Here is a 20,292-nt window from a genome sequence, read left to right as displayed (position 1 = left end):
GACGGAGGGTTGCAATGCGGAGAGCGACACACCTGGGTTTGGCGTTTTTGGTCTGCGCGTCGATGCTGGGCCTGCGCGCACCTGCGCAGTCCGCAGAGGCTCGGCAGCTGCTGGCCGAGACCAACGCCGATCGCGCGCAGCATGGGTTGTCACCGTTGCGCTTCAACCCCGCACTGACCCGCGCGGCACAGGCACACGCCTTGCGCATGGCCCACGCAGGCAATCTATCGCATCAGTATTCTGGCGAACCTGACCTGATGACGCGTGCCGGCCAGACCGGCGCCCATTTCTCGACCGTTGCTGAGAATGTCGCAGTCGCTCCCACTCCGCAGGTTGTTGAGAACGAGTGGATGCACTCACCGCCTCACCGGCACAACATTCTCGACCCGCGCCTGGATCAGGTGGGCATCGGGCTTGTGCGACAGGGTGGTTCGCTGTGGGCGGTCGAAGATTTCTCGGCGGCGGTTGCACAGATGGGCTCGTCGCAGATTGAGCAGAAGGTGGAGCAGCTGGTTGCCGAGCGCGGTGTTCGGCAGGTGAGCTCGTCGTCCGCCGCACGGCAGAGCTGCGCGATGGACCATGGCTTCGCCGGCCAGCGGCCAAATTTCATCATGCGCTGGGAGGGCTCGGACCTGAGTCGTCTGCCCGATGTGCTGGAACAAAAGCTGAGCACCGGACGCTTCCACAGTGCCTCGGTGGGCGCATGCAATGCCGGCCACCAGGGCGGCTTCACGACCTATCGACTGGCAGTCCTGTTGTATTGATCCTCTACTGATCCAAACGAAAGAAACGGAGCTGACCGATGAAGAAGATTCTGGCTGCCACCTCGCTGGCGCTCATGCTGTCCACCCCGGGCTGGTCGCAGATCAACATCTTCCTGGGTGTTCCACCGCCGCCCATTCGCGTGGAGGCGCCACCGCCCCCGCCGCCTGCGCCGGAGTTCTTTTGGGTGAACGGCTTCTGGGCTCCGGAGGGACCGCGCTACCGCTGGATTGCCGGCCACTACGAGCGGCCCCCCTATCCGGGTGCGTTCTGGTACGGCCCGCACTATGAACAGGGGCCGCAGGGTTGGGGCTATCACCGCGGTTACTGGGGCCAGCCGGAGCACGGGCGCGGCCACGCCTACGGCCACTACAAGCACGATGATGAGGACCGCGATGACGATCGCGGGCACGGTCATGGCCACGGACATGGGCACGACCGCGATTAGCGTCGGCCTGATCCGTTAGCTGTCAGGCTTCGCTTCAGAGTGACGTTAGGATGGGTGGCGCTGCTCATGCCACCCTTTCGTCTTCGCTTACAACTGCGCCGCACCTTCACACTCGTTGCGCTCGTGTGCGGGCTTGTACTCTTCGCGAGCATCAGCTACGCGGCGCCAGCGTTTGCGCCGGTGCCGGCGGAGATTCGCTCGACCCACTTTCTCGTTGCCGTGAATGGCCGCAGCACGCCGGTGTTGCACGCCGCCAGCGGCTACTACCTGCTCAACTTCGATCTCTCCGGTCCGGCCGAGGTGCGAGTTACGGCGCCGGACGCGCATTACTGGGACCGGGGCGTAGAGATTCAACCGCTGCGGCTGGGCATTCGCCCGCAGCGGATGGGCGCAACATTGCGCTTCCGCCTGAACGGTCCCGCGAAGGTGTCGATCAGCCGACCCGGCGACCACTTCGCCGATGCCGAGATGCTCTTTCTCTTCGCGAACTCACCTGAGTCGCGAAGCATCAACGCAGAGACGCCGGGCATTCGCTACTTCGGTCCGGGCGCTCACCACGAGAACATCGATGCGCACAGCGGGGAGTCGATCTATCTCGCAGATGGGGCGGTCATCTTCGGGGCACTCAATCTTTGGCAGGTGCACGATGTGCACGTCTTTGGTCGCGGCACGATCGTCTACGACGGACCGCAGAACCCCAAGACCGACGAGGGCTGGATGCATCGGCCGAACTGGCATTGCATCGTCATGGACCAGGCCAGCAATCTCGAGATCGATGGCATCACGTGCGTTGTGCGCAGCCGCACCTGGCAGATCCAGATGCGCGACTCGCACCACATCGGCTTTTACAACATCAAGGTGATCGGCGGAAACCCGAACGATGCCAACCAGGACGGCATGGATTGGCTGGGCGGCGGCGACACAACAGTCCGCGATTCGTTCTTTCGCGCCTCTGATGATGTGTTCGCGCTCCAGGGTAACTGGGAGGGCTACAGCGAAGAGGCGATTCGGACGCCGGGACATGACGTAAATAATGTCACCGTAGAGGATACAGTAGTCTCGACGAGTGTCTCGAACATCATGCGCGTCGGCTGGCCGGAAAAGACGTTCAACTCGGCCCATGTGCATCTGCGCAACCTGGATGTGCTACACACCGGCTTTGGCGCCTGCAAGGTGCCATTCGCATTCTTCGAGCTGTGGGCAGATCCCGAGGGCCACGGTCGCCACTCCGACTACTCGTTCGAGAACATCCGGCTCGAGGATTGGTATTCGCTATTCCAGATCCGTCAGCCCGACCCTGAGATACGCGACCTACAGTTCAGCAACATTGCTGCGCTGGACGGGCCCGGCATGCTGCCGTCAACGTTGAAGGGCGACGTCAGTGGCGTCTCCTTGCTGGGTGTGCCATTCAACCCCGAAGAGCTTCGGGTCGAGGGCACGGCCGCTCCCTCGGTCACGCCGGAAGATATAGGCTTCGCCTACGACACGGGACTGTTGCGACCGCACCGCGCCATCACGTTCCGTGCCACTGCACAACCGCAACCGGGGCAGCGGTTCTCCTGGACTTTTGGGGATGGCACGGCGGCGGAAGGAGCAATCGTGCGTCACGCCTTCCCGGACGATGCAGGAACCTACCTCGATGGCAGCGGCCGTTTCCTTGTAGTGCTGCACACGACGCAGGCGAGCGGCGCTGCATCGTGGAGGGCGCAGCCGGTCGTCATCGCCGAGCGATCGCACCCGGCGTTCCATGAGGCGACGCCGCAAGAAGCTGCAGGGCAGAGCGCTATTGAGAGCCAGATTGATGTGCCTGTCGAGGGCGGCTACACCTTCACGCTGCTGTCTGCGCAGCCGGCTACAGTGCAGATTGACGATCTGCCGGCGGTGGCCACACCAAAGATGCGGCTACAGGTCTGTGGCTCGACCGGTTACGCGGTGCAATCGGTGCGGATCAGCGCGGCGCTGGAGGAGGGCCCGCATCGTGTGCGGGTTGTGACGCAGACCAATGCGCCCGTTGCCGACGCACTCTCCGGAGCCGCCGGTCCACCGCGCCTCTCCATGCAGGGACCGGGCCTGAACGCGACTCTGATTCCACTCAGTCCGCGCCCTTAATGTGAACCGGCCGCGCCTCCGGGGGAGAGAGGCGCGGCTGCGGGGGAGAAAAAGTGGGAGAGCTCTACTGGCCGACCGAGTGGGTCACTTGGGCGGACTGGACTGGCGGACGGTGGCTCTGCAGGAAGGCTTCGATATCGTGGTGAAAGGCAGGGTTCGTGGGCTGTAGAACCATCAATGCCGGCATGCCCGGGAACAGCTCGCCGACGGCCTTCACCAGCATGCCGTGCTCGTCCAGGTAGTAGCGCGAGAGCACCGTCTCTTCGTGCGTGTTCTCGTCGAAGGAGAGCGTCTCCCACATCCAGGAAAGCCGGGTTGCGTTGGGCACGCCGTGCTTCGCGGCGGTGCGGCGCATCTCGTTCAGCTCGTCACCAGCCTTCAGGTGTGTGCACATCGAGACGACTACTTTGCCATTCGCGAAGTAGGTCTTATCGATGTCACTGGCGATGAAGTGAGAGGCGGCTGGTGTCTGGCCGACGAAGATCGAGGAGACGGGCTGGCCGAAGATGCTGCGCACCGCAACCGGCAGGTCCGACACCGGAGTCACGTGGCAGGCGCCGCCATTGAAGGTCTGCGCCACCCCGCGCTCGCCGAGCGAGTGCATGCCCATAACGGTGTCTAAATCCAGGCTGCTGCTGGCGGAGACGTTCGGAGTCTGGGCGGAAGCCGCAAGGCCGAACAGCAATACCACGGAAGCGGTCAGAGTCTTCATACCTGCACCTCGGTGCCAGATTGGGGCCGTATCCCACTTCTGACAAATTACTTCCGTAAGGTGAGGTGGCCCGTTTGCCGAGATCTGCTCCCCAGAACGGGGGAGCGAGTGCCCCGGATGGGGGCAGGGAGAGGGCTAAGTGCTGCTCTCTGTGACCACTTCGGGAACAGGCACGCGAGGTGCCAAACACGTTCTTTGCCAGGTTACGAAAGGCAGCGCTGACTTACACGAGAAGGTCAGATCCCGATTCCGACCAGGCATCGATCAGTGGTTGCCCTGCCATAGAACGCCACCGGAAAGACTGCGCCATGTTTACGGCACGAGGAAAGAGCTCAGAACAAATCCGCTAGGGCAGAGAAGCACTCGAGCTGTACCAGCCTTTGGGGTGGCTCAGGCGCGGTGATTGCATCCTGTTCCAACACCCAGGTACTCGGGTGATGCACATAGACCGCATGCAGTCCGGCCGCCAGTGCCGGGTTGATGTCGGACCGCGGGCTGTTGCCGATCATCCAGGTTGTAGCTGGCTGGAGTTGATAGCGGGCGATGATCTCGCGGTACGCATGCTCGTGCTTCTCTGCCGCGATCTCCACGGCAGTGAAGTGAGCATGCAGACCCGAGCGCTCGATCTTGAGCTGTTGCTCCTCGCGGTTGCCCTTCGTGACGAGGATGAGACGGTGCCGTTTGCCCAGTACCGGCATGACCTCTGCGACGCCAGGCAGGAGCACAGTCGCCTCTTCAGCAATCGACTGAGCGAAGCGAGCGATCTGCTCGGTCTGTTCTGACGACGGCGGCGCGGTGGAGAGCTCCGCGAAGCAGGCGATCAGCGACCGCTCAAAGCTGCGCATGCCGTAGCCGTGCTTTGCGATCGTTTCGTGCTCACAGCGATTGAGAACGCTGCGTACCTGGGCGGGTGTGTGGTGCTGATGGTCGAAGTAATCGATGAATTTCGCGATCGCTCGCTCGAAGTAGATGTTGTTTTCCCAGAGTGTGTCATCGGCGTCGAGCAGAAGTGTCTGCCCGGTTAAGCGGGACGGCATGTTGTTGATCTTCGCACGCTCGTTGACACGACAACATCGACCGGGAGCCGTGGCGCTCTCTCTAAGAGCAGCTCCGCCTGACGCGGCTGTTTCACCTGGCATCCATCGAACCCTACGCGCAGCAGCTGGCATCGTACAAAGATCGCCTTATCAGGCGCCGGAACATCCCTATCCACGCTCGCATCCAACCATTGACGGGCCCGCTCTTGGAAGCGAGCTCTTGAGCGCATCAGCCGGCTCCATGGGGTCGCTGATCCGGAGGAACAGAGCTTTGGTATTCGCAGTGGATGAGAAAACCCGTACACCGTTCGAGGCCCCGCCGCTTGCCCAGGAGTCCACTCCAGAGGTCAATGTTGGCCCACTTCGCATCAGTGCGGTCGATGCCGAGGCGCTCACGGTCCGTCTCATCGCGGACATCTATGCCGGCGCGCCGACGAGACATGTCGTCACGGCGAATGCGCAGTTCTACGTGCTCGCGAACCAGAGCGGCACATTTCGCAGATGCCTGGAGCATGCCGACTACATCTGTGCGGATGGTATGCCGATTGTCCGCATGTGCCGTCTGCTGGGTGCAGAGCAGGTGGAGCGCATCACCGGCGTAGATCTGATCCCACCGCTGTGCGCAGCTGCTGCAGCGAACAATCTTCCCATCTACCTGCTGGGCGGCCTGCCTGGCGCCGCCGGAGCTACGGCCGCACTGTTGATGGACCGCTTCCCCGGTCTCGAAGTCAGCGGTGTGGGGTGCCCGCCGGTCGGCTTCGAAGAAAGGCCGGAGGTTCTGAACGAAGTGCTGCGCAGTATTCGTGCGGCTCGGCCGGCAATCCTGTTTGTCGCCCTGGGCGCGCCCAAGCAGGAGTACTTCATCCAACGCCATATCCGCCAGTTGGGCGTGCCTGTGGCGGTCGGGGTGGGCGGCAGCTTCGAACTGCTTGCCGGCATTCGACGCCGTGCTCCACTCTGGATGCAACGTGCTGGGCTGGAGTGGGTGTTCCGCTGGATGCAGGAGCCGCGACGGCTGGCGTATCGCTATCTAGTCGGCAACCCGCTGTTCACCTGTTACGCGCTGCGTTTTCTCCTCTCCGAGGACGCTGCGGAAGCAAAGCGCGAGTACCTCGAGCAGAGTCACGACACCGCGGCACTCACGTCTGCGCCGGACGGCCAACGCGCTGCATCCTGAGTTCTACGGGTCCATTCCATCGCAGACCTGAGTTGCCTTTTTCTGCTGCGTGGTGTCTAGTCGTGTGCGCCCCACCAAGGGGCGACTGTTGCATACGAAAGGGAAGCAAACAATGCGTGGAGTCTCACTAGTCCTGATGTTGGCGTTGACCGGCGGTATCATCCCTGGCGCGATGGCTCAGGCCGCCTCACCAGCGCAGTCCACTGCGTCGTCTGGCGCTCCGGCGAAGAGCGCGCGCGCGACGAAGCCCGCGGCGAATGCGCCGTCCGACGCCGAAATCGCCGATGCGAAGGCGAAGGGCATGGTCTGGGCGAACGTGAATACGAAGGTCTACCACAAGGATGATGCGCAGTACGGGAAGACGAAGAATGGCAAGTTCATGAGTGAAGCCGATGCGCAGAAGGCTGGCTACCGCATGGCGAAGACATCGCCGATCGGCAAGAAGAAGGCCGATAGCTCGATGGCATCGCCCAAGTAGGACTGGGCTGCAGGGCGGCGGAGGGCCGGTGCATGCGCCGGCCCTCTTCTGCGTCTGTAACAGTTGCATGAACAGCAAGGCCGGGAGGTGGAAAGGTAACTGACGCTTCTGTGGAATGTCGCGTGTCTTGGTAGCTGCCTACACTCTGCCTATGAGCCACTACCGATTGAAAGTGTTAGGAATTCCCACCGCCATCATCCTGGTTTGCGCGCTGTTCGTTGAGGCCGCGTTTCACCTGGAGCAGAGCATTCTTCTCGAACTCAGCGGCCTCGTCGCCCGCCTGGTCATCGTTATCGCATTCGTCTACTTCGCCCAGGCATGGCGCAAGACGGTTCTCGCCTACTGGTAGATCTGATTGCCGTCTACCGAGCCTGCGCGGCCCGGTAGAAGGTGTAGGTCGCGGTGTAACGAACCTGGGCTTCTGTTCCTGCATGCTGGGAGTCACAGCCCTCCGCTGGCGCACTGCCGCCGACGGTGTTCGAGCGCCGCACGTAGACCACCCCGTCCAGCACTCCACCCGGCTTTGCATCATCCGTCTTCACGGCTGAGAGCAGGAGCCACGGAATGGAGTGACCATCGGGGGCCGGCAGCTTCTGGACTAGCTTGCCGGTGACCGCACTGCCATCCTTCCACCGCCACACCGGGCCGGCTCCGTGCTGGCCCACCGCTGTCTGCTCCTCCGTCGCGCCTGCCGCGAGTGGGTAGAGAGTGGCGCGTGGCTCGGTGAAGACCCAGGTGAATGCGTCGCTCTGCCCTTCACAGCGGTAGACCTGCACGCCACGGCCAAGCGCCTCGGCGGCCACTGTGCTGTCGGCTGGCGGCAGGGTCGTGTCGGCAGCGGGCGCCTGGAGGGCGGCAAGCGAGAGCAGGGCAGCGACGGCGCGGATGATCATGGGTTCCTCCAACACAAGCGGGCAGTGAGCAGTGGCAGCATGTGTCGCTTCTTCTATGAAGCGATCTCAGGACCGTGGGACGTCGCGAGCTTCGGCGAGGAGGGCGCGGAGATCAAGCGGCAGGGTCTGCATCGTCAGCTCGCCCGACGCGGTGCGAGGCCATTCTGTTTGCGGGCGGTCCCGGTAGAGTTCCACACCATTGCCGTCCGGGTCGCGCAGGTAGAGCGCTTCACTGACGCCGTGGTCGGCCGCGCCTTCGAGCGGGATGCCGGCGGCGACCAGGCGGCGAAGTGCGTCGGCCAACTCCGCGCGCGTGGGGTACAGAATTGCGAGGTGGTAAAGGCCAGTGGTGTGGGGTGCAGGCGCGGCTCCGTTGCGGCTCTCCCAGGTGTTCAGGCCGATGTGATGATGGTAGCTACCCGCCGAGAGGAAGGCCGCTGCATCGCCGAGGCGCTGCGTCACCGCGAAGCCAAGAACGTCACGATAGAAGGCGAGGGCTCGATCGAGGTTCGCCACCTTGAGGTGGACGTGACCGATGCGCGTCTCGGGATGAATGGTGTTCGCGGCCTGGAGCGGAGTTGTCGTCACACCGCTTCGATGCCGGTGCGCCGGTGAGGATGCAGGGACACTGACGGCTGGCGCCCGGCTTGGTTGCGAACGGCAAGCCGGCCTCAAGGGCGCTCGTCGTTTGCGGGCTGGCTCACTGCGGGGGCGGGTACCGTGACCGGGGACCCCTCCCCCCTCCGGTATGGGAAGGTTCGGCAGAAGCGACGTGGAATGTGCGGGATAGCTCCAGTGGCGCTCACAAAGATGTCCAATCATTGGGCTTACGGCTAAACATTTGCAACTGCAGAACTTAGCCTGTACCCCTGTAGGGTCAGCAAGCACCAGACGCAAAAACGCCACCGAGGCGGTGGCGTTTGACTGCGGCTGTCATGCCGGCTGAGATTTTGTTCTCTATTTCCAGTGTAGCGAGTTTGCGGGGGTGAGTCGGCCAACGAAATTTGCCCGCGTTCCGGAACGGGAGATCAGGGCGCGGCGAAGTCGTCGGGCCAGCGGCGCGCACGGTGCAGGATGGCGAGAATGCGCACTGAACCGTCGCGTAGCCGGTAGGCCACGATGTAGGAGGTGCCCACGACGACCAATTCGCATGTTCCGTCGATCCGACCAGAGCGGCCTTTCTGCGGGAAGTGGCTGAGGCTCTCGGCTGCGTGGAAGATCATGAAGCCCTGACGGTCGGCGGCAGCCAGGCTGTCACGAGCGATGTAGGCGTGAGCGCCCGCCAGATCGCGCGTCGCCTGCCGTGTCCAGATGACGGGCAGGCGGGGTGCAGGACTCAACGCGCAGCCTTTGCTCGCGTCCTTGTCGCCGCCTTCGTGGTTTGCGCTTTCTTGCGAGCTTTCTTTGCCGGGCGCTTGACCAGAGCATCGAGCATCGCTCGAACCTCTTCATGGCTGACGTGCTCTCCGGCGTCGTCCTGGCGGATGCCTTCCTGGATGAGGGCCGTGTGGTAGTCGTTCAGCGAGAGGTACTGGTCCACGGCTTCGTTGAGGACGAAGCTGCGATCACGCTGCTGCACGGCAGCGAGGGCGTCGAGGGCCTTAATCTTGTCGCCGGGGGCGCGGAAGGTGACTGTCTTCTGCTGCATGCTCTTAAGAATACGTTGTATTACAAAGTATCTGACATGCTCATTTTGCCGTTGTGGTCACTCCATCAATCGAAACCAATCGCGCACCGAAAGGCGCAGGCGAAGCACTTCGTCGTCACCCGGAGGTCGCGTGTCGCCGTCCGCGCAGGAGCTAGGCGACGGTGATGCCGTGGTCTTCGGCGTGGGCGAAGACGGAGAGCAGGTTGGTCAGCTTGAGCAGGTTGCGGACCTGCTTGCCGAGGTGGAGTAGCTGGAACTCGCATCCGTGCTGGCGGGCTGTGGTGTAGGCGCGCACCAGGGTGCCGAGGCCCATGCTGTCCACGTAAGTCAGCTCTGCGAGATCGACAGTGAGGCGCTTGATCTGCGGCAGTAAGTGCTTGATGGCTTCGTAGAACTCCTGCGTGGTGCCGGCGACGAGGCGCCCGTGGCACTTGACGACGGCGGCATCTCCGTCGCGTTCGATCTCGAAGGTAAGAGGTTTCTCCGGGGCTTCAGGCATGCGGGCACATCCTTCTCAGATGATGGGGCGGGGGCCCGAGGGGAGTGGCCGATTGTCGCACAAGGAAGGGAAGGCAAGGAAGTAACTCGCGGTGGCATTGGGGAGGGTTGAGAGCGCGCTTGATGCTGACGCAGAAAAGCCCCTCGCTTGCGCGAGGGGCTTTCTTAAGCGTGTAGCTGAACGCTGTTCGGCCGGTGTCGGCGCCAAAGGCGCTTTTGCCTGGACGGCCAGTCCTTAGTACATGTCGCCCATGCCGCCGCCGTGACCGCCAGCGGGGGCTGCGGACTTCGGCTCAGGGATGTCCGCGACCATGGCTTCGGTCGTCAGCATGAGGCCGGCGATCGAGGCTGCGTTCTGGAGCGCGGTGCGGGTGACCTTGGTTGGGTCGATGACACCGGCCTTGACCAGGTCCTCGTACTCGCCGGTACCGGCGTTGTAGCCGAAGTTGGGATCCGTGCTTTCGAGGATCTTGCCGACGACCACAGCACCTTCTTCGCCGGCATTGCCGACGATCTGGCGCAGCGGCTCTTCGATAGCGCGACGGACGATCTGGGCACCGATCTTCTCATCGCCCTGGAGCGTCTTGACGAGGGCATCAACATCCTTCGCCGAGCGGATCAGAGCGACGCCGCCGCCGGCGACGATGCCTTCCTCGACCGCAGCGCGGGTGGCGTGCATCGCGTCTTCAACGCGGGCCTTCTTCTCCTTCATCTCGGTCTCCGTCGCAGCGCCGACCTTGATGACAGCCACGCCGCCGACCAGCTTCGCAAGGCGCTCCTGGAGCTTCTCGCGATCGTAGTCAGAGGTGGTCTTGTCGATCTGGTTGCGGATCTCCTTGACGCGACCTTCGATGGCCTTGGAGTCACCCTTGCCTTCGACGATGGTGGTGTTGTCCTTGTCGATGGTGACGCGCTTGGCGCGGCCGAGGTCCTCGAGCTTGACGTTCTCAAGCTTGATGCCGAGGTCTTCGGTGATGGCCTTGCCGCCGGTGAGCTTCGCGATGTCCTCGAGCATGGCCTTGCGGCGATCGCCGAAGCCAGGGGCCTTGACGGCCGCGACCTTGAGCGAGCCACGCAGCTTGTTGACCACGAGGGTGGCGAGTGCGTCGCCGTCGACATCTTCCGCGATGATGACGAGCGGCTTGCCGGTCTGGACGGTCTGTTCGAGCAGCGGGAGCAGATCCTTCATCGTGGAGATCTTCTTCTCGTGGATGAGGATGTAGGGCTCGTCGAGCGCGGCTTCCATGCGGTCGGGATCGGTGACGAAGTAGGGCGAAAGGTAGCCGCGGTCAAACTGCATGCCTTCGACGACTTCCAGCTGGGTCTCGAGCGTCTTCGACTCTTCGACCGTGATCACGCCGTCCTTGCCGACCTTCTTCATGGCCTCGGCAATGATGTTGCCGATGGTGGAGTCGGAGTTGGCGGAGATGGTGCCGACCTGGGCGATCATCTCGCCGGAGACGGGCTTGGAGAACTTGGAGAGTGCGCCGCCCTGGACCGTGCCGTGCTCATCGCGCTTGCCGACGATGGCCTCAACGGCCTTGTCAATGCCGCGCTTGAGCGCCATGGGGTTGGCACCGGCTGCGACGGTCTTGACGCCTTCGCGGTAGATGGCCTGGGCCAGAACGGTGGCGGTGGTGGTGCCGTCGCCGGCGACATCGGAGGTCTTCGAGGCGACCTCACGGACCATCTGTGCGCCCATGTTCTCGAGTGAATCCTTGAGCTCAATCTCCTTGGCGACGGTGACGCCGTCCTTGGTGATGGTAGGCGAGCCGAACTTCTTCTCGATGACAACGTTGCGACCCTTGGGGCCGAGGGTGACCTTGACTGCGTCAGCCAGCGTGTTCACGCCGCGCAGGATGGCCTGACGCGAATCTTCGCCGTGCAGAATTTGCTTTGCCATGTTTCTATCTCCTTGATACGTATCCGCGATGGTGGCGGATGGTTCAGAACTGTGTCCGCGTTACTTGGACTTCAGGATGCCGAGGACTTCGTCTTCCTTCATGATCAGAAAGTCCTGGCCGTCGATCTTGATCTCGGTGCCGCCCCACTTGCCGAACAGGATGCGGTCGCCTGCCTTGACGTCGAGCGGGAACACCTTGCCCTCGTCGTTGGACTTGCCCTTGCCGACGGCGATGACCTCGCCCTCCTGGGGCTTTTCCTTGGCGGTGTCCGGGATGATGATGCCGCCACGGACGGTCTCGCCCTCTTCGACACGACGGACCAGGATGCGGTCATGCAGCGGGGTAAACGTGGAAGTCGCTGCGGATGCAGTTGCTGTTGGCATTGTTTCTCCTTCTCTTGGTGCGCAGGCCGGGAGGCCCGCGGGTTGAATCGGTTTCCAGGTCGTATGGGCGGTGCGGCGGACGCTGGGGAGCGCACGAGTGAGGTGCGCGGGCGGCCGTTAGCAGTGTCGCCCTTCAAGTGCCAAGATAGGGAACGAAGGGCATGGTTGTCAAGTGGACAGACGCACAATATGAGCGTGTGACACTCAGGTTAATCCACAGCATGCCGAGCAGGGGTGGCGTGGCAGGCGGCCCGGGGCAGGAACGCCGGAGCGGTTAGAATCGGCCCATGCTTTCCCGCTCTTTTCTTCGCTTCGCTGCTGCGTTTCTGCTGATTTTCGCCACGCTCGTCTCCTCTGCACAGGAGCGCCGCGGCCGCAAGTACAAGGCGCCGCCACCGACCATGAAGATCGATATCGAAGTGGTGCGGGCGAGTAGCGGAAAGCCGATTCCAAATGCGGCCGTGATCTTCCACCCGGTGAATGAGAAGGGCAAGGAAGAGGGTGCGCTCGAGTTGAAGACCGACCTGGACGGCAAGGCGGTTCTTGACGTGATCCCGATCGGCTCGAGGGTTCGGCTGCAGATCATCGCGAACGGCTTCCAGACGTTCGGCAACGACTATGTTGCGAACGCGGATGCCAAGGCGATCGTGATCAAGATGAAGCGGCCGGGTGAGCAGTACTCGATCTATAAGGGCAACGGAACCGGCGACCAGAGCGGGCAGGCGCAGGAGACGACGACTAAGCCCGAGAGCACGCCGGAGAACCCACAGTAGGCGGGCGGTTTTGGCTCGTGTCCAAGCGGGGCAGGTAACTCCACCACGGGTGCGTGATGGGATATCGACCACCCCGCCCCACTCAGCCGCCCGTCCATGGCCTAGCGCCGGTCGAGCCGCAGCGGCAGGCCGTTCTTCGGGCGCAGAGTGATGCGCGGGATGATGGGGAGCGTGGCCGGCTTGCCCGGTGGAACGCTGATGCGCCAGTCGCGCAGGATGGTGGCGAGCGCGAGGACACCCTCCATCCAGGCGAAGCCCTCACCAATGCATTGTCGAGTGCCTGCGCCGAAGGGGAAATAGGCAAGCTTCGGTCGCGCGGCTTCGTCGCGTGCGGCGTCGGGCTGACCGGAGACGCGATGCGCTGGCGCCTGCCCGGCGAACCGCTGAGGCCGGAAGGTGTCAGGCTCGGTCCACCAGCGCGGGTCGTGATGGACGACGATCTGCGGAGCCAGCAGCAGCGCCCCGGCGGGTATGGTCACGCCGGCAAAGGCGTAGCTGTCCACCGCCGTGCGAGCGGTGACCCAGACAGGCGGGTAGAGGCGCATGGCTTCGGCGAAGTGCTGCCAGGCGAGCGGCAGGCGCGGGTAGTCGGCCGCGACGGCGGCCTCGCCTTCGAGCACGCCTGCAGCTTCGTCATGGAGCTGCTGCTGCCATTCGGGATTCGTGGCGGCGAGCCAGAGCGCGAAGCTGAGCGAGTTGGCCGTGGTTTCGTGCCCGGCGAGCAGCAGCGTCAGGCACTCGTCGCGCACCTGGCGATCGCTCATGCCGCCCGTGCCTTCTTCGTCGACGGTCGCAAGCAGCATGGAGAGCAGGTCGCCCTGATCGACGCCGCTGGCGCGCCGTTGGTGAATGAGTCCGTAGATCAGCGCTTCAAGCTCGGCCTGCCCGCGATAGATCCGCTTCATGATCGGAAGCGGCAGGCGCAGGAGCTGATCGGAAAATGGCAAAAAGGCGAGTGGCAGGAAGCCCATGAAGGCGTCGACGGCGGCGGATATTCTGCGCACGTCGGAGTCGACATCGGCATTGAAGAGGCATTTGCCGACGATGCGGAGCGCGAGCAGCAGCATCTCGCCGTGCAGATCGACCGTCGAGCCGCTCTGCCATTGCCGCGTCATGCGGAGTGCGGAGTCGCCGATGACCGCGCCGTAACCGGCGATGCGGTCGCGATGGAAGGCGGGCTGCGTGAGCCGGCGCTGGCGCAGGTGAAGCGGCTCTTCACTGGTGAGCAGGCCATCACCCAGCACGAAGCGCGCGCGCTGCATGACGATCCCGCGATGCTGATGCGGCGCGTCGGCAACGAGCATCTGCTGAATGAGCGCGGGATGATTCACTTGGAAGACGTGCCGGCTGCCCGCACGGAAGTGCACCAGGTCGCCATACTGCGTCGCATTGGCGCGCAGGAAATCGATGGTGTTGTAGCGGAATATCTGGCCGGTGGCGATGCGGCGCGCGAGCGAGGGCCCAGCGGGCCAGCCGCGTGCGATGCGCAGCCGAGGCGGCGCGGCATTGTTCATGAGGGGCAAACGGGACGCCACTCCTGCATCTTATCCGTCGAGTCGAGCGTCGTTACACGAAGCAGCGAGTCGCGTTCGCGGCGCCAAAGTCACCTGCTGCGATAGCGCCGCCGAAGAAGAACGCGGCCGCGAGCCTGGATAGAAGAAGACAAATTCAACCGCAAGCGAAAGAAGGAGTTCAAAACACTATGGCGCAACTTGGCGGCATTAAGCTGACCTGGCTGGGACATGCCACTCTGCACCTGGAGACACCGAAGGGAACATCGATCCTTGTCGATCCGTGGATGGAAGGGAATCCATCGACGCCGCGGGACTTCAAGCTACCGGAGAAGGTCGATCTTCTGCTGCTGACGCATGGTCATGACGATCACTTCCACGACGCAGTGAAGCTGGCGCAGCAGACGCAGGCGAAGGTTGTCGGGATGTATGAGCTGGTGAGCTGGATGCAGGGCAAGGGCGTGAAGAACATCGCGCCGATGAACTATGGCGGCAATCTCGAGACAGATGGAGTGACCATCTCGATGGTTGAAGCGCGCCACTCATCGAGCCTGATGGATGGTGGGCAGACGGTGTATGCGGGAAATCCTTGCGGTTACGTGCTGACGATTCCGGGCGCGCCGACCATTTATATAGCGGGCGATACGGCCATATTCAGTGACATGAAGCTATATAGCGAGCTATATGCGCCGGAGATCGCGGTGCTGCCTATCGGAGATAACTTCACCATGGGGCCGAAGCATGCGGCGCTGGCGGCGAAGTATCTGGGAGCAAAGACGGTGGTCCCGATTCACTACGGAACCTTCCCGGCACTGACTGGGACATCGGAGGAGCTGAAGCGGCAGCTTGAGGGATCAGGAATCCAGGTAGTGGCGCCGCGGCCGGGAGATCTGGTGCAGTAAGACGCGCGTGGCGGAAGTAAACATGGGTGCCGCCAGGGCGGCACCCATGTTGCGTGGCGACAACGGGTTAGGACGCTGATTTCTTGCGTTCTGCCCAGCGCTTCTTCATGGCTTCTGCAATGCGGCGACGACCCTCCGGCGAGAGGCGACGCTGCTTCTTTCCCGCGGTTTTTTTGGCGGGTGCAGGTGCTGCGGCGGACTTGACCGCCTTGGCTGACTTAGAGCCCCGAGGACGTCCCCGACGGGGCGCATCACCTGCGAGCAGATTCCTTGCCTGCTGGAGCCGAGCTATCTCCTGATCGATGCCGGCCAGAATTTCTTCTACTTTCACGCATCCTCCCATCGGAACACATTCGTAAAAAGAAACACGAAGCGCTTCCTATTATCTAGGATGTGGCAAATATGTGCAAAGGCAGAGAGAGAATATGAGTTATGAAGAAGAGTCGCCGCTGACTCCGGAGTCTCACTAGTAGGACGAGTCGGTGCGATCCGCGTTTGGCTTCGGGGCGAGCACGCTGTAGTCGCCGCCGCCATCCCGGGTTGCGGGAGAGCGCGGCAGCGGACGCGACGGATTGCCATCGCGTCCGCTACGCTTCAACCCCTTTAATGTCTCCTGCTTATCGCGTGCATATTCACTCGCCAGACGCGTCAGCGCATAAGTCACGATATCGCTGTGGTGCAGGGTATCGAGCTCGGGATCGCGTCGGAAGTTGAGCCACAGGCGATGCACGAGCTGTACGTCATCGGGCTGCAGGTGCGGCGCATGAGGACCGATGTGATAGGCCTGCGAGCTGCCATCTTCCATCACAACATGGAAGGCGAACTGGCGCTTCGGTTCGGGCAAGGCCTCCCACGCTTGGCCGACATAGTAGGCCTGCTCCTGCGCGGTTATCTTCGAGGAAACACCGGCGACGACCGAGGCGGCTTCGAGCGAATTTGCGGTCTGGACCAGCGCGGCGAAGATGTCTCCTGCGGGTACGACGAGTAAGTTGATGTGCTTGCCAAAGCTCTCGGCGACTGAGACGGCTTTGGTAAAGAGCATCTGCTCATGCTCGGAGAAGGACTGTTCCGAGGCATCGAGCAGCTCCGGGCCGCCGGCGCCCACCATGCGCGCGGTGAGCACGACGACATCCTGCTCGTCCGTGTCGGTGCGGGCCAGCGCCCATTTCAGCGCGAACGGGTTGGTGACATCGCGCATGGTGACCATCAGGCAGCCATGGCGAATCTGCAGCACATCGCGGCCGATCTTGTCCTCGTGCTGCAACTGGAAGTGCTCGCGCAACTGGCGATCGCTGAGTGCGTGGCGGCGAGCATTCTGCTTCTCCGAGATAGAGAAGACGATAAAGAAGATCGCCGCGAAGGCGATGCCGCTGACCGTGGCGATGGACTTGGTGAATAGGTTCACCACCGCAGTGGAGAACAGCACCATGAAGACAGAAAAGAGGCCGATGGGGATCTCTGTCTTACCGATGGTGATATTCGGCGGCACCTTCCAGCCGCGCTCGCCCTTGTACTTCCAGCGCAGCACCAGCATGGCGAGCGAGTTGAAGGTAAAGCTCCAGATCACACCGAAGGCATAGGCCTCGCCGAGGACAACAACCCTGCCGCGACTGATGACGATCGTCAGCAGTTGCATGATGGCGACCAGGTTGACGATGCGGTAGGAGGTGCCGAAGCGGCGGTTCGGTTTGCGGAACCAGTCGGTGAGCACGCCATCTTCGGCGACACGCATCAGCACGCCGGTTGAGCCAATGATCGAGGTGTTGATCGCACCCGAGAGGATGAGGAAGCCAACCAGGACGACGAAGACGCGGAAGATGATCCGTAGAACCTGCGGGCCAGCCATGTACATGGCGAGCCCGGCGATCAGGTTGTCGGAGTAGACAGGGACGCGGACAGAGTCCGGGATGAGCATGACGGCGAGCAGCGAGGCCATGCCGGTGAAGACGAGCGAGTAGATCGCGATGACGATCGCGGCCCGCTTGAGGTTCTTGAGCTTGGGGTGCTCGATCTCGCGATTGACCTGGGCGAGAGACTCCTCACCGCTCATGGCGAGCACGGAGTGGCCGAACGCCATCAGGATGCCGAACAGGCCGAAGGACGCGGCGAACCTGCTGCCCTTCAGAAAGCCGAGTGCGTCTTCAGAGAAGTGCAGTTGCCCGGGAGTCGGCAGCGGCGGCAGGCTGGCGCCACGATGCGCGACGGTGTACAGACCCCAGAGCAGCAGGATGACGACCATCACGGTCGTGATCTTCATCACCTCGAGTGCTTTGTTGCTGGACTCGTGAATGCCCTTGATGTTCTGCCACCAGTAATAGACGGTGACGACCACGGCGAAGAAGGCAGAGGTGAGGTCGACTGAGAACTGCGGGATGTGATGCTGCGGTCCGGTCAACGCGCCGGGCAACCAGCTATGCTGCGCGGCGACGATGAGTAACTCGTTCATCAGGCCGACGATGTACTGCCCGGCTGACACACCGGAGATGGGTCCGGTGAGGATGTAGTCGAACATGAGAGCGGAGACGCTGAGCTTGGCGAAGGTGCCGCCAAGTGCCTCCTTGACGACGCGGTAGACGCCGCCGCGGGTGAACATGGAACAGCTCTCGACATACACGGCGCGCACCGCGAAGGAGAAGAGCATGACGCCGAGGATGAACCAAGGGGCGGACTTGCCGACCGCCCTCTCAGCAATGCCGCCCGCATAGAAAGCGGAGGAGCCGAGGTCATTCAGCACGACCGCGGCGGCGCGCCAGAAGGAGATGAAGGACAGCATCACCGACGAAGCGACGACGAGACGGACGCGACCCGCGGGTGAAGAGACTGTGTTCTCGAAGGCCATTCGGTCCTGAGTTCCGGGCGGCCCCGCCATTCGCGTGGAATGGCGTTGTCATTCGGGCGTCTCGGCTGAGTGTAGAGCGGATAGGTAGGAGCGTCAACGCGGACGGACGCTGCTGTGGCGCTGTGAAACTACGCTTTTTTTACGTCAAAGTGCGCACGTTCAGATGCGCGATGGCGTCTTTGCCTCTGGGGGATGCTCTTCGGAGGATCCCAGCAACTCGAACGCATCCTCGAATGAAGTGATGATCACCACGATGGACGAGCCGATGATGCCGGTGAAGAAGAAGAGCTCGAGAATGTGCATACCGAGCAGGGCGAGCCACATGCTATGAGTGTAGCGCCGAGTGACATAGAGAGAAAGGGAGGCGTCGCGGCTGCGCATAACAGAGTAGCGCCGGCTCTGGTGGTAGACTCCGACTCGCACCCACCCGTCATGACTTCTCTTTCCAGACGAGGGCGACAGGCGCTCGCAGCGCTGTCTGCCATCCTGCTGAACCTGTGCTTTCCGCTGGCAGGGCCGCTACCCGCGTGGCGCATGGTGTTTGCCTGGGTCGGCGCCGTGCCTCTGCTGATTGCACTGCTTGCGCCGGAGAAGGTAGCGCCACGGCGACCATTGGTTGAAGGCTTTCTCTCCGGATGGATCTTTGGCACGATCTGGTACGCGATCAATTGCTACTGGATTTACCAGACCATGTTTTTGTACGGCGGGCTGCCGGCGCCCGTGGCCGCGGGCATTCTGCTGTTGTTCAGCCTGATCATGGGGCTCTATTACGGGCTGTTCGGCTGGCTGATTGCATTCGCCCATCGCGCCAGTCGAGGCATGTTGCTTCCGCTCCTGATCACACCATTCCTCTGGACAGCGATCGACTTGCTTGGGGCGCACCTGATCCGCGTGCCCTGGGATCAGCTCGGTTACTCGCAGGTGAGTAATCCCGTGCTCACGACGATCGCGCCATGGACGGGCGTGTATGGCATCACGTGTTTGCTGCTCGCGGCAAACGCAACGATCGCGGGAGGTGTGCTGCTGCGCCGGCGATCATTGTGGCTCGGCGGACTTGTGGCTGCTGTGGTTCTGTGCTGCGGCGTGCTGATGCATCCAGCTGCGTCACCCACGGAAGCGACAGCGGTGCTGCTGCAGGAGAATCTGGACGTACAGCAGGACAACGGCTGGACGGGCACGATCTTCGACACGAAGACCGGCCAGTACGTTGACGAGTGGGATGTACACACGCAGCGCTTTGTAGCTACCAGCCTCGGCGCCTGCACGCCCTACATCGCGGGCATGCCCGAGACAGGTGCGCCTACCGTAACGCCGCCATGCACAGAAGGCGCACGCGCAAACGTGGTGGTGTGGCCGGAGGCGCCGTCCGCACTCTCTGAGCGTGACCCACGGTTTCGCGCGTTGGTCGCGGGAATGAATCAGTCAACTGGCGCAGCAGCGATCATCGGCAATGCAGCCGCGGATGTGCGGCCCGGGCATGTCGATCTCTACAACGCGGCCAGCGTGTTCGGCGCGGATGGCGGCCTGGTGGGTCGCTACGCAAAGATCCACCTGGTGCCGTGGGGTGAGTACATCCCATTCCAGAGCTTCTTCAGCTTTGCGCATGGATTGACGCACAATGCGGGGCGCTTTACGCATGGGTGGAAGCGCAGCGTGTTCCGGCTGAAGGGACACCGCTACGGTATTTTCATCTGTTACGAATCGATTTTTGCGGACGAGATCCGGCAATTTGCGGCGAACGGCGCCGAAGTGCTGGTCAATATCTCGGACGATGGCTGGTATGGCGACACCAGCGCACCGTGGCAGCACCTGAACATGGCGCGGATGCGCGCGATTGAGAACCGGCGCTGGATCCTGCGCGACACCAATACCGGCGTGACGACGGCGATCGATCCATGGGGTCGGCTGACGCAGAGCGCGCCGCGCCATGTGTACACCTCGCTGGCAGTGCAGTATGGCTTCCGCGACGACCTGACCTTCTACACCCGCTTCGGTGATGTGTTCGCTCTGCTGTGTGGGATACTGTCGCTAGCGATGCTGGCCCGTGCGGTGCGTCTCGTGCTCAACCGCAGGCGGGCGTCGTAGTTTCCATCAAGTCAGGTCAGGCCCACATCCATGCTCGACGAATTGGAATTCGCCTACACTCCCGTGCGCGATCGCGTACGCGACCTGCGGGAGTATCTTTGACGCCTCGCGTCTGCGCGCGGATCTCAAAAAA

At 62.7% G+C, this 20,292-nt stretch carries 21 protein-coding genes; 9 read left to right on the top strand and 12 right to left on the bottom strand.

Translation table 11 applies throughout. The features are described from left to right. Positions 1–14: 14 nt before the first annotated feature. The 3 genes from AC5IJH_RS15795 to AC5IJH_RS15785 all read left to right on the top strand — a co-directional run bounded on the left by AC5IJH_RS15795 (position 15) and on the right by AC5IJH_RS15785 (position 3,319). Positions 15–764 carry a CAP domain-containing protein gene (locus AC5IJH_RS15795; RefSeq protein ID WP_491903794.1) on the top strand — a complete coding sequence of 250 codons (750 nt, stop codon included), beginning with the start codon at positions 15–17 and terminating at the stop codon, positions 762–764. A gap of 38 nt (positions 765–802) precedes the next feature. Further along, the gene (locus AC5IJH_RS15790; protein WP_491903793.1) at positions 803–1,210 is read left to right on the top strand and encodes a YXWGXW repeat-containing protein; all 408 of its coding nucleotides are present in this window, start codon (positions 803–805) and stop codon (positions 1,208–1,210) included. Positions 1,211–1,276: 66 nt separating this feature from the next. Further along, positions 1,277–3,319, top strand: coding sequence for a hypothetical protein (locus AC5IJH_RS15785; protein WP_491903792.1), 2,043 nt, complete (start codon positions 1,277–1,279; stop codon positions 3,317–3,319). A gap of 64 nt (positions 3,320–3,383) precedes the next feature. On the opposite strand, the gene AC5IJH_RS15780 is transcribed toward AC5IJH_RS15785, so the two are convergent. Together AC5IJH_RS15780 and AC5IJH_RS15775 are read right to left on the bottom strand one after the other, a co-directional pair. Next, positions 3,384–4,031, bottom strand: a complete 648-nt coding sequence (locus tag AC5IJH_RS15780) for a hypothetical protein (protein ID WP_491903791.1) — start codon at positions 4,029–4,031, stop codon at positions 3,384–3,386. A gap of 332 nt (positions 4,032–4,363) precedes the next feature. After that, positions 4,364–5,068, bottom strand: a complete 705-nt coding sequence (locus AC5IJH_RS15775) for an HAD family hydrolase (protein WP_491903790.1) — start codon at positions 5,066–5,068, stop codon at positions 4,364–4,366. A 283-nt stretch (positions 5,069–5,351) separates the two neighbouring features. Here AC5IJH_RS15775 and AC5IJH_RS15770 point away from each other — a divergent pair, with 283 nt between their 5' ends. The 3 genes from AC5IJH_RS15770 (at position 5,352) to AC5IJH_RS15760 (ending at position 7,072) form a co-directional block, all read left to right on the top strand. After that, positions 5,352–6,245, top strand: coding sequence for a WecB/TagA/CpsF family glycosyltransferase (locus AC5IJH_RS15770; RefSeq protein ID WP_491903789.1), 894 nt, complete (start codon positions 5,352–5,354; stop codon positions 6,243–6,245). Positions 6,246–6,381: 136 nt separating this feature from the next. Further along, on the top strand, positions 6,382–6,723 hold the full coding sequence (locus tag AC5IJH_RS15765) for a hypothetical protein (RefSeq protein WP_491903788.1): 342 nt from the start codon (positions 6,382–6,384) through the stop codon (positions 6,721–6,723). 151 nt (positions 6,724–6,874) lie between these two features. Then, a complete protein-coding gene (locus tag AC5IJH_RS15760; RefSeq protein ID WP_491903787.1) occupies positions 6,875–7,072 on the top strand; it encodes a hypothetical protein in 198 nt (65 codons plus the stop codon). Between the two features lie 13 nt (positions 7,073–7,085). On the opposite strand, the gene AC5IJH_RS15755 is transcribed toward AC5IJH_RS15760, so the two are convergent. The 7 genes from AC5IJH_RS15755 to AC5IJH_RS15725 all read right to left on the bottom strand — a co-directional run bounded on the left by AC5IJH_RS15755 (position 7,086) and on the right by AC5IJH_RS15725 (position 12,049). Next, complete coding sequence (locus tag AC5IJH_RS15755; protein WP_491903786.1) at positions 7,086–7,616, bottom strand: DUF3455 domain-containing protein; 531 nt, start codon at positions 7,614–7,616, stop codon at positions 7,086–7,088. 66 nt (positions 7,617–7,682) lie between these two features. Continuing rightward, positions 7,683–8,204: a VOC family protein gene (locus tag AC5IJH_RS15750; RefSeq protein WP_491903785.1), complete on the bottom strand. Its 522-nt coding sequence runs from the start codon at positions 8,202–8,204 to the stop codon at positions 7,683–7,685. 440 nt (positions 8,205–8,644) lie between these two features. Then, positions 8,645–8,956 (bottom strand): type II toxin-antitoxin system RelE/ParE family toxin, encoded by a 312-nt coding sequence (locus AC5IJH_RS15745; RefSeq protein ID WP_491903784.1) that lies wholly within the window; start codon positions 8,954–8,956, stop codon positions 8,645–8,647. After that, the gene (locus tag AC5IJH_RS15740; protein ID WP_491903783.1) at positions 8,953–9,264 is read right to left on the bottom strand and encodes a CopG family ribbon-helix-helix protein; all 312 of its coding nucleotides are present in this window, start codon (positions 9,262–9,264) and stop codon (positions 8,953–8,955) included. Before AC5IJH_RS15740 ends, AC5IJH_RS15745 begins: the two co-directional genes overlap by 4 nt. Before the next feature lie 151 nt (positions 9,265–9,415). Then, positions 9,416–9,763 (bottom strand): STAS domain-containing protein, encoded by a 348-nt coding sequence (locus tag AC5IJH_RS15735; RefSeq protein ID WP_491903782.1) that lies wholly within the window; start codon positions 9,761–9,763, stop codon positions 9,416–9,418. Positions 9,764–9,997: 234 nt separating this feature from the next. Further along, a complete protein-coding gene (groL, locus tag AC5IJH_RS15730; protein ID WP_491903781.1) occupies positions 9,998–11,665 on the bottom strand; it encodes a chaperonin GroEL in 1,668 nt (555 codons plus the stop codon). 60 nt (positions 11,666–11,725) lie between these two features. Then, positions 11,726–12,049: a co-chaperone GroES gene (locus AC5IJH_RS15725; protein ID WP_491903780.1), complete on the bottom strand. Its 324-nt coding sequence runs from the start codon at positions 12,047–12,049 to the stop codon at positions 11,726–11,728. Positions 12,050–12,336: 287 nt separating this feature from the next. On the opposite strand from AC5IJH_RS15725, the gene AC5IJH_RS15720 reads away from it, so the two are divergent. After that, positions 12,337–12,822, top strand: coding sequence for a carboxypeptidase-like regulatory domain-containing protein (locus AC5IJH_RS15720; protein WP_491903779.1), 486 nt, complete (start codon positions 12,337–12,339; stop codon positions 12,820–12,822). Between the two features lie 101 nt (positions 12,823–12,923). Here AC5IJH_RS15720 and AC5IJH_RS15715 read toward each other — a convergent pair whose 3' ends face one another. After that, positions 12,924–14,336, bottom strand: a complete 1,413-nt coding sequence (locus AC5IJH_RS15715) for a cytochrome P450 (protein WP_491903800.1) — start codon at positions 14,334–14,336, stop codon at positions 12,924–12,926. Between the two features lie 188 nt (positions 14,337–14,524). Here AC5IJH_RS15715 and AC5IJH_RS15710 point away from each other — a divergent pair, with 188 nt between their 5' ends. Beyond that, positions 14,525–15,235, top strand: coding sequence for a metal-dependent hydrolase (locus AC5IJH_RS15710; RefSeq protein WP_491903778.1), 711 nt, complete (start codon positions 14,525–14,527; stop codon positions 15,233–15,235). Positions 15,236–15,701: 466 nt separating this feature from the next. Here the strand turns inward: AC5IJH_RS15710 and AC5IJH_RS15705 are convergent, their stop codons facing one another. Continuing rightward, positions 15,702–18,074: an APC family permease gene (locus tag AC5IJH_RS15705; protein ID WP_491903777.1), complete on the bottom strand. Its 2,373-nt coding sequence runs from the start codon at positions 18,072–18,074 to the stop codon at positions 15,702–15,704. A 159-nt stretch (positions 18,075–18,233) separates the two neighbouring features. Beyond that, on the bottom strand, positions 18,234–18,398 hold the full coding sequence (locus AC5IJH_RS15700; RefSeq protein WP_491903776.1) for a hypothetical protein: 165 nt from the start codon (positions 18,396–18,398) through the stop codon (positions 18,234–18,236). Between the two features lie 108 nt (positions 18,399–18,506). Here AC5IJH_RS15700 and lnt point away from each other — a divergent pair, with 108 nt between their 5' ends. Beyond that, positions 18,507–20,159: an apolipoprotein N-acyltransferase gene (gene lnt / locus AC5IJH_RS15695; RefSeq protein ID WP_491903775.1), complete on the top strand. Its 1,653-nt coding sequence runs from the start codon at positions 18,507–18,509 to the stop codon at positions 20,157–20,159. The last annotated feature ends 133 nt before the right edge of the window (positions 20,160–20,292 follow it).

It is taken from the genome of Candidatus Dedyshia acidiphila (assembly GCF_051025295.1).
GTDB lineage: Bacteria > Acidobacteriota > Terriglobia > Terriglobales > Acidobacteriaceae > KBS-83.
Note: the sequence above shows the minus strand (reverse complement) of the source record. Positions and strands in the feature narration are given on the sequence as shown.

Excerpts from the sequence above, each read along its gene's own strand:
- AC5IJH_RS15740 (WP_491903783.1), bottom strand. The coding sequence starts at position 9,264 with ATGCAGCAGAAGACAGTCACCTTCCGCGCCCCCGGCGACAAGATTAAG.
- AC5IJH_RS15715 (WP_491903800.1), bottom strand. The coding sequence starts at position 14,336 with ATGAACAATGCCGCGCCGCCTCGGCTGCGCATCGCACGCGGCTGGCCC.
- AC5IJH_RS15775 (WP_491903790.1), bottom strand. The coding sequence starts at position 5,068 with ATGCCGTCCCGCTTAACCGGGCAGACACTTCTGCTCGACGCCGATGAC.
- AC5IJH_RS15725 (WP_491903780.1), bottom strand. The coding sequence starts at position 12,049 with ATGCCAACAGCAACTGCATCCGCAGCGACTTCCACGTTTACCCCGCTG.
- AC5IJH_RS15780 (WP_491903791.1), bottom strand. The coding sequence starts at position 4,031 with ATGAAGACTCTGACCGCTTCCGTGGTATTGCTGTTCGGCCTTGCGGCT.
- AC5IJH_RS15735 (WP_491903782.1), bottom strand. The coding sequence starts at position 9,763 with ATGCCTGAAGCCCCGGAGAAACCTCTTACCTTCGAGATCGAACGCGAC.
- AC5IJH_RS15760 (WP_491903787.1), top strand. The coding sequence starts at position 6,875 with ATGAGCCACTACCGATTGAAAGTGTTAGGAATTCCCACCGCCATCATC.
- AC5IJH_RS15785 (WP_491903792.1), top strand. The coding sequence starts at position 1,277 with ATGCCACCCTTTCGTCTTCGCTTACAACTGCGCCGCACCTTCACACTC.
- AC5IJH_RS15790 (WP_491903793.1), top strand. The coding sequence starts at position 803 with ATGAAGAAGATTCTGGCTGCCACCTCGCTGGCGCTCATGCTGTCCACC.
- AC5IJH_RS15710 (WP_491903778.1), top strand. The coding sequence starts at position 14,525 with ATGGCGCAACTTGGCGGCATTAAGCTGACCTGGCTGGGACATGCCACT.
- AC5IJH_RS15795 (WP_491903794.1), top strand. The coding sequence starts at position 15 with ATGCGGAGAGCGACACACCTGGGTTTGGCGTTTTTGGTCTGCGCGTCG.
- AC5IJH_RS15755 (WP_491903786.1), bottom strand. The coding sequence starts at position 7,616 with ATGATCATCCGCGCCGTCGCTGCCCTGCTCTCGCTTGCCGCCCTCCAG.
- AC5IJH_RS15705 (WP_491903777.1), bottom strand. The coding sequence starts at position 18,074 with ATGGCCTTCGAGAACACAGTCTCTTCACCCGCGGGTCGCGTCCGTCTC.
- AC5IJH_RS15700 (WP_491903776.1), bottom strand. The coding sequence starts at position 18,398 with ATGTGGCTCGCCCTGCTCGGTATGCACATTCTCGAGCTCTTCTTCTTC.
- lnt (WP_491903775.1), top strand. The coding sequence starts at position 18,507 with ATGACTTCTCTTTCCAGACGAGGGCGACAGGCGCTCGCAGCGCTGTCT.
- AC5IJH_RS15720 (WP_491903779.1), top strand. The coding sequence starts at position 12,337 with ATGCTTTCCCGCTCTTTTCTTCGCTTCGCTGCTGCGTTTCTGCTGATT.
- AC5IJH_RS15765 (WP_491903788.1), top strand. The coding sequence starts at position 6,382 with ATGTTGGCGTTGACCGGCGGTATCATCCCTGGCGCGATGGCTCAGGCC.
- groL (WP_491903781.1), bottom strand. The coding sequence starts at position 11,665 with ATGGCAAAGCAAATTCTGCACGGCGAAGATTCGCGTCAGGCCATCCTG.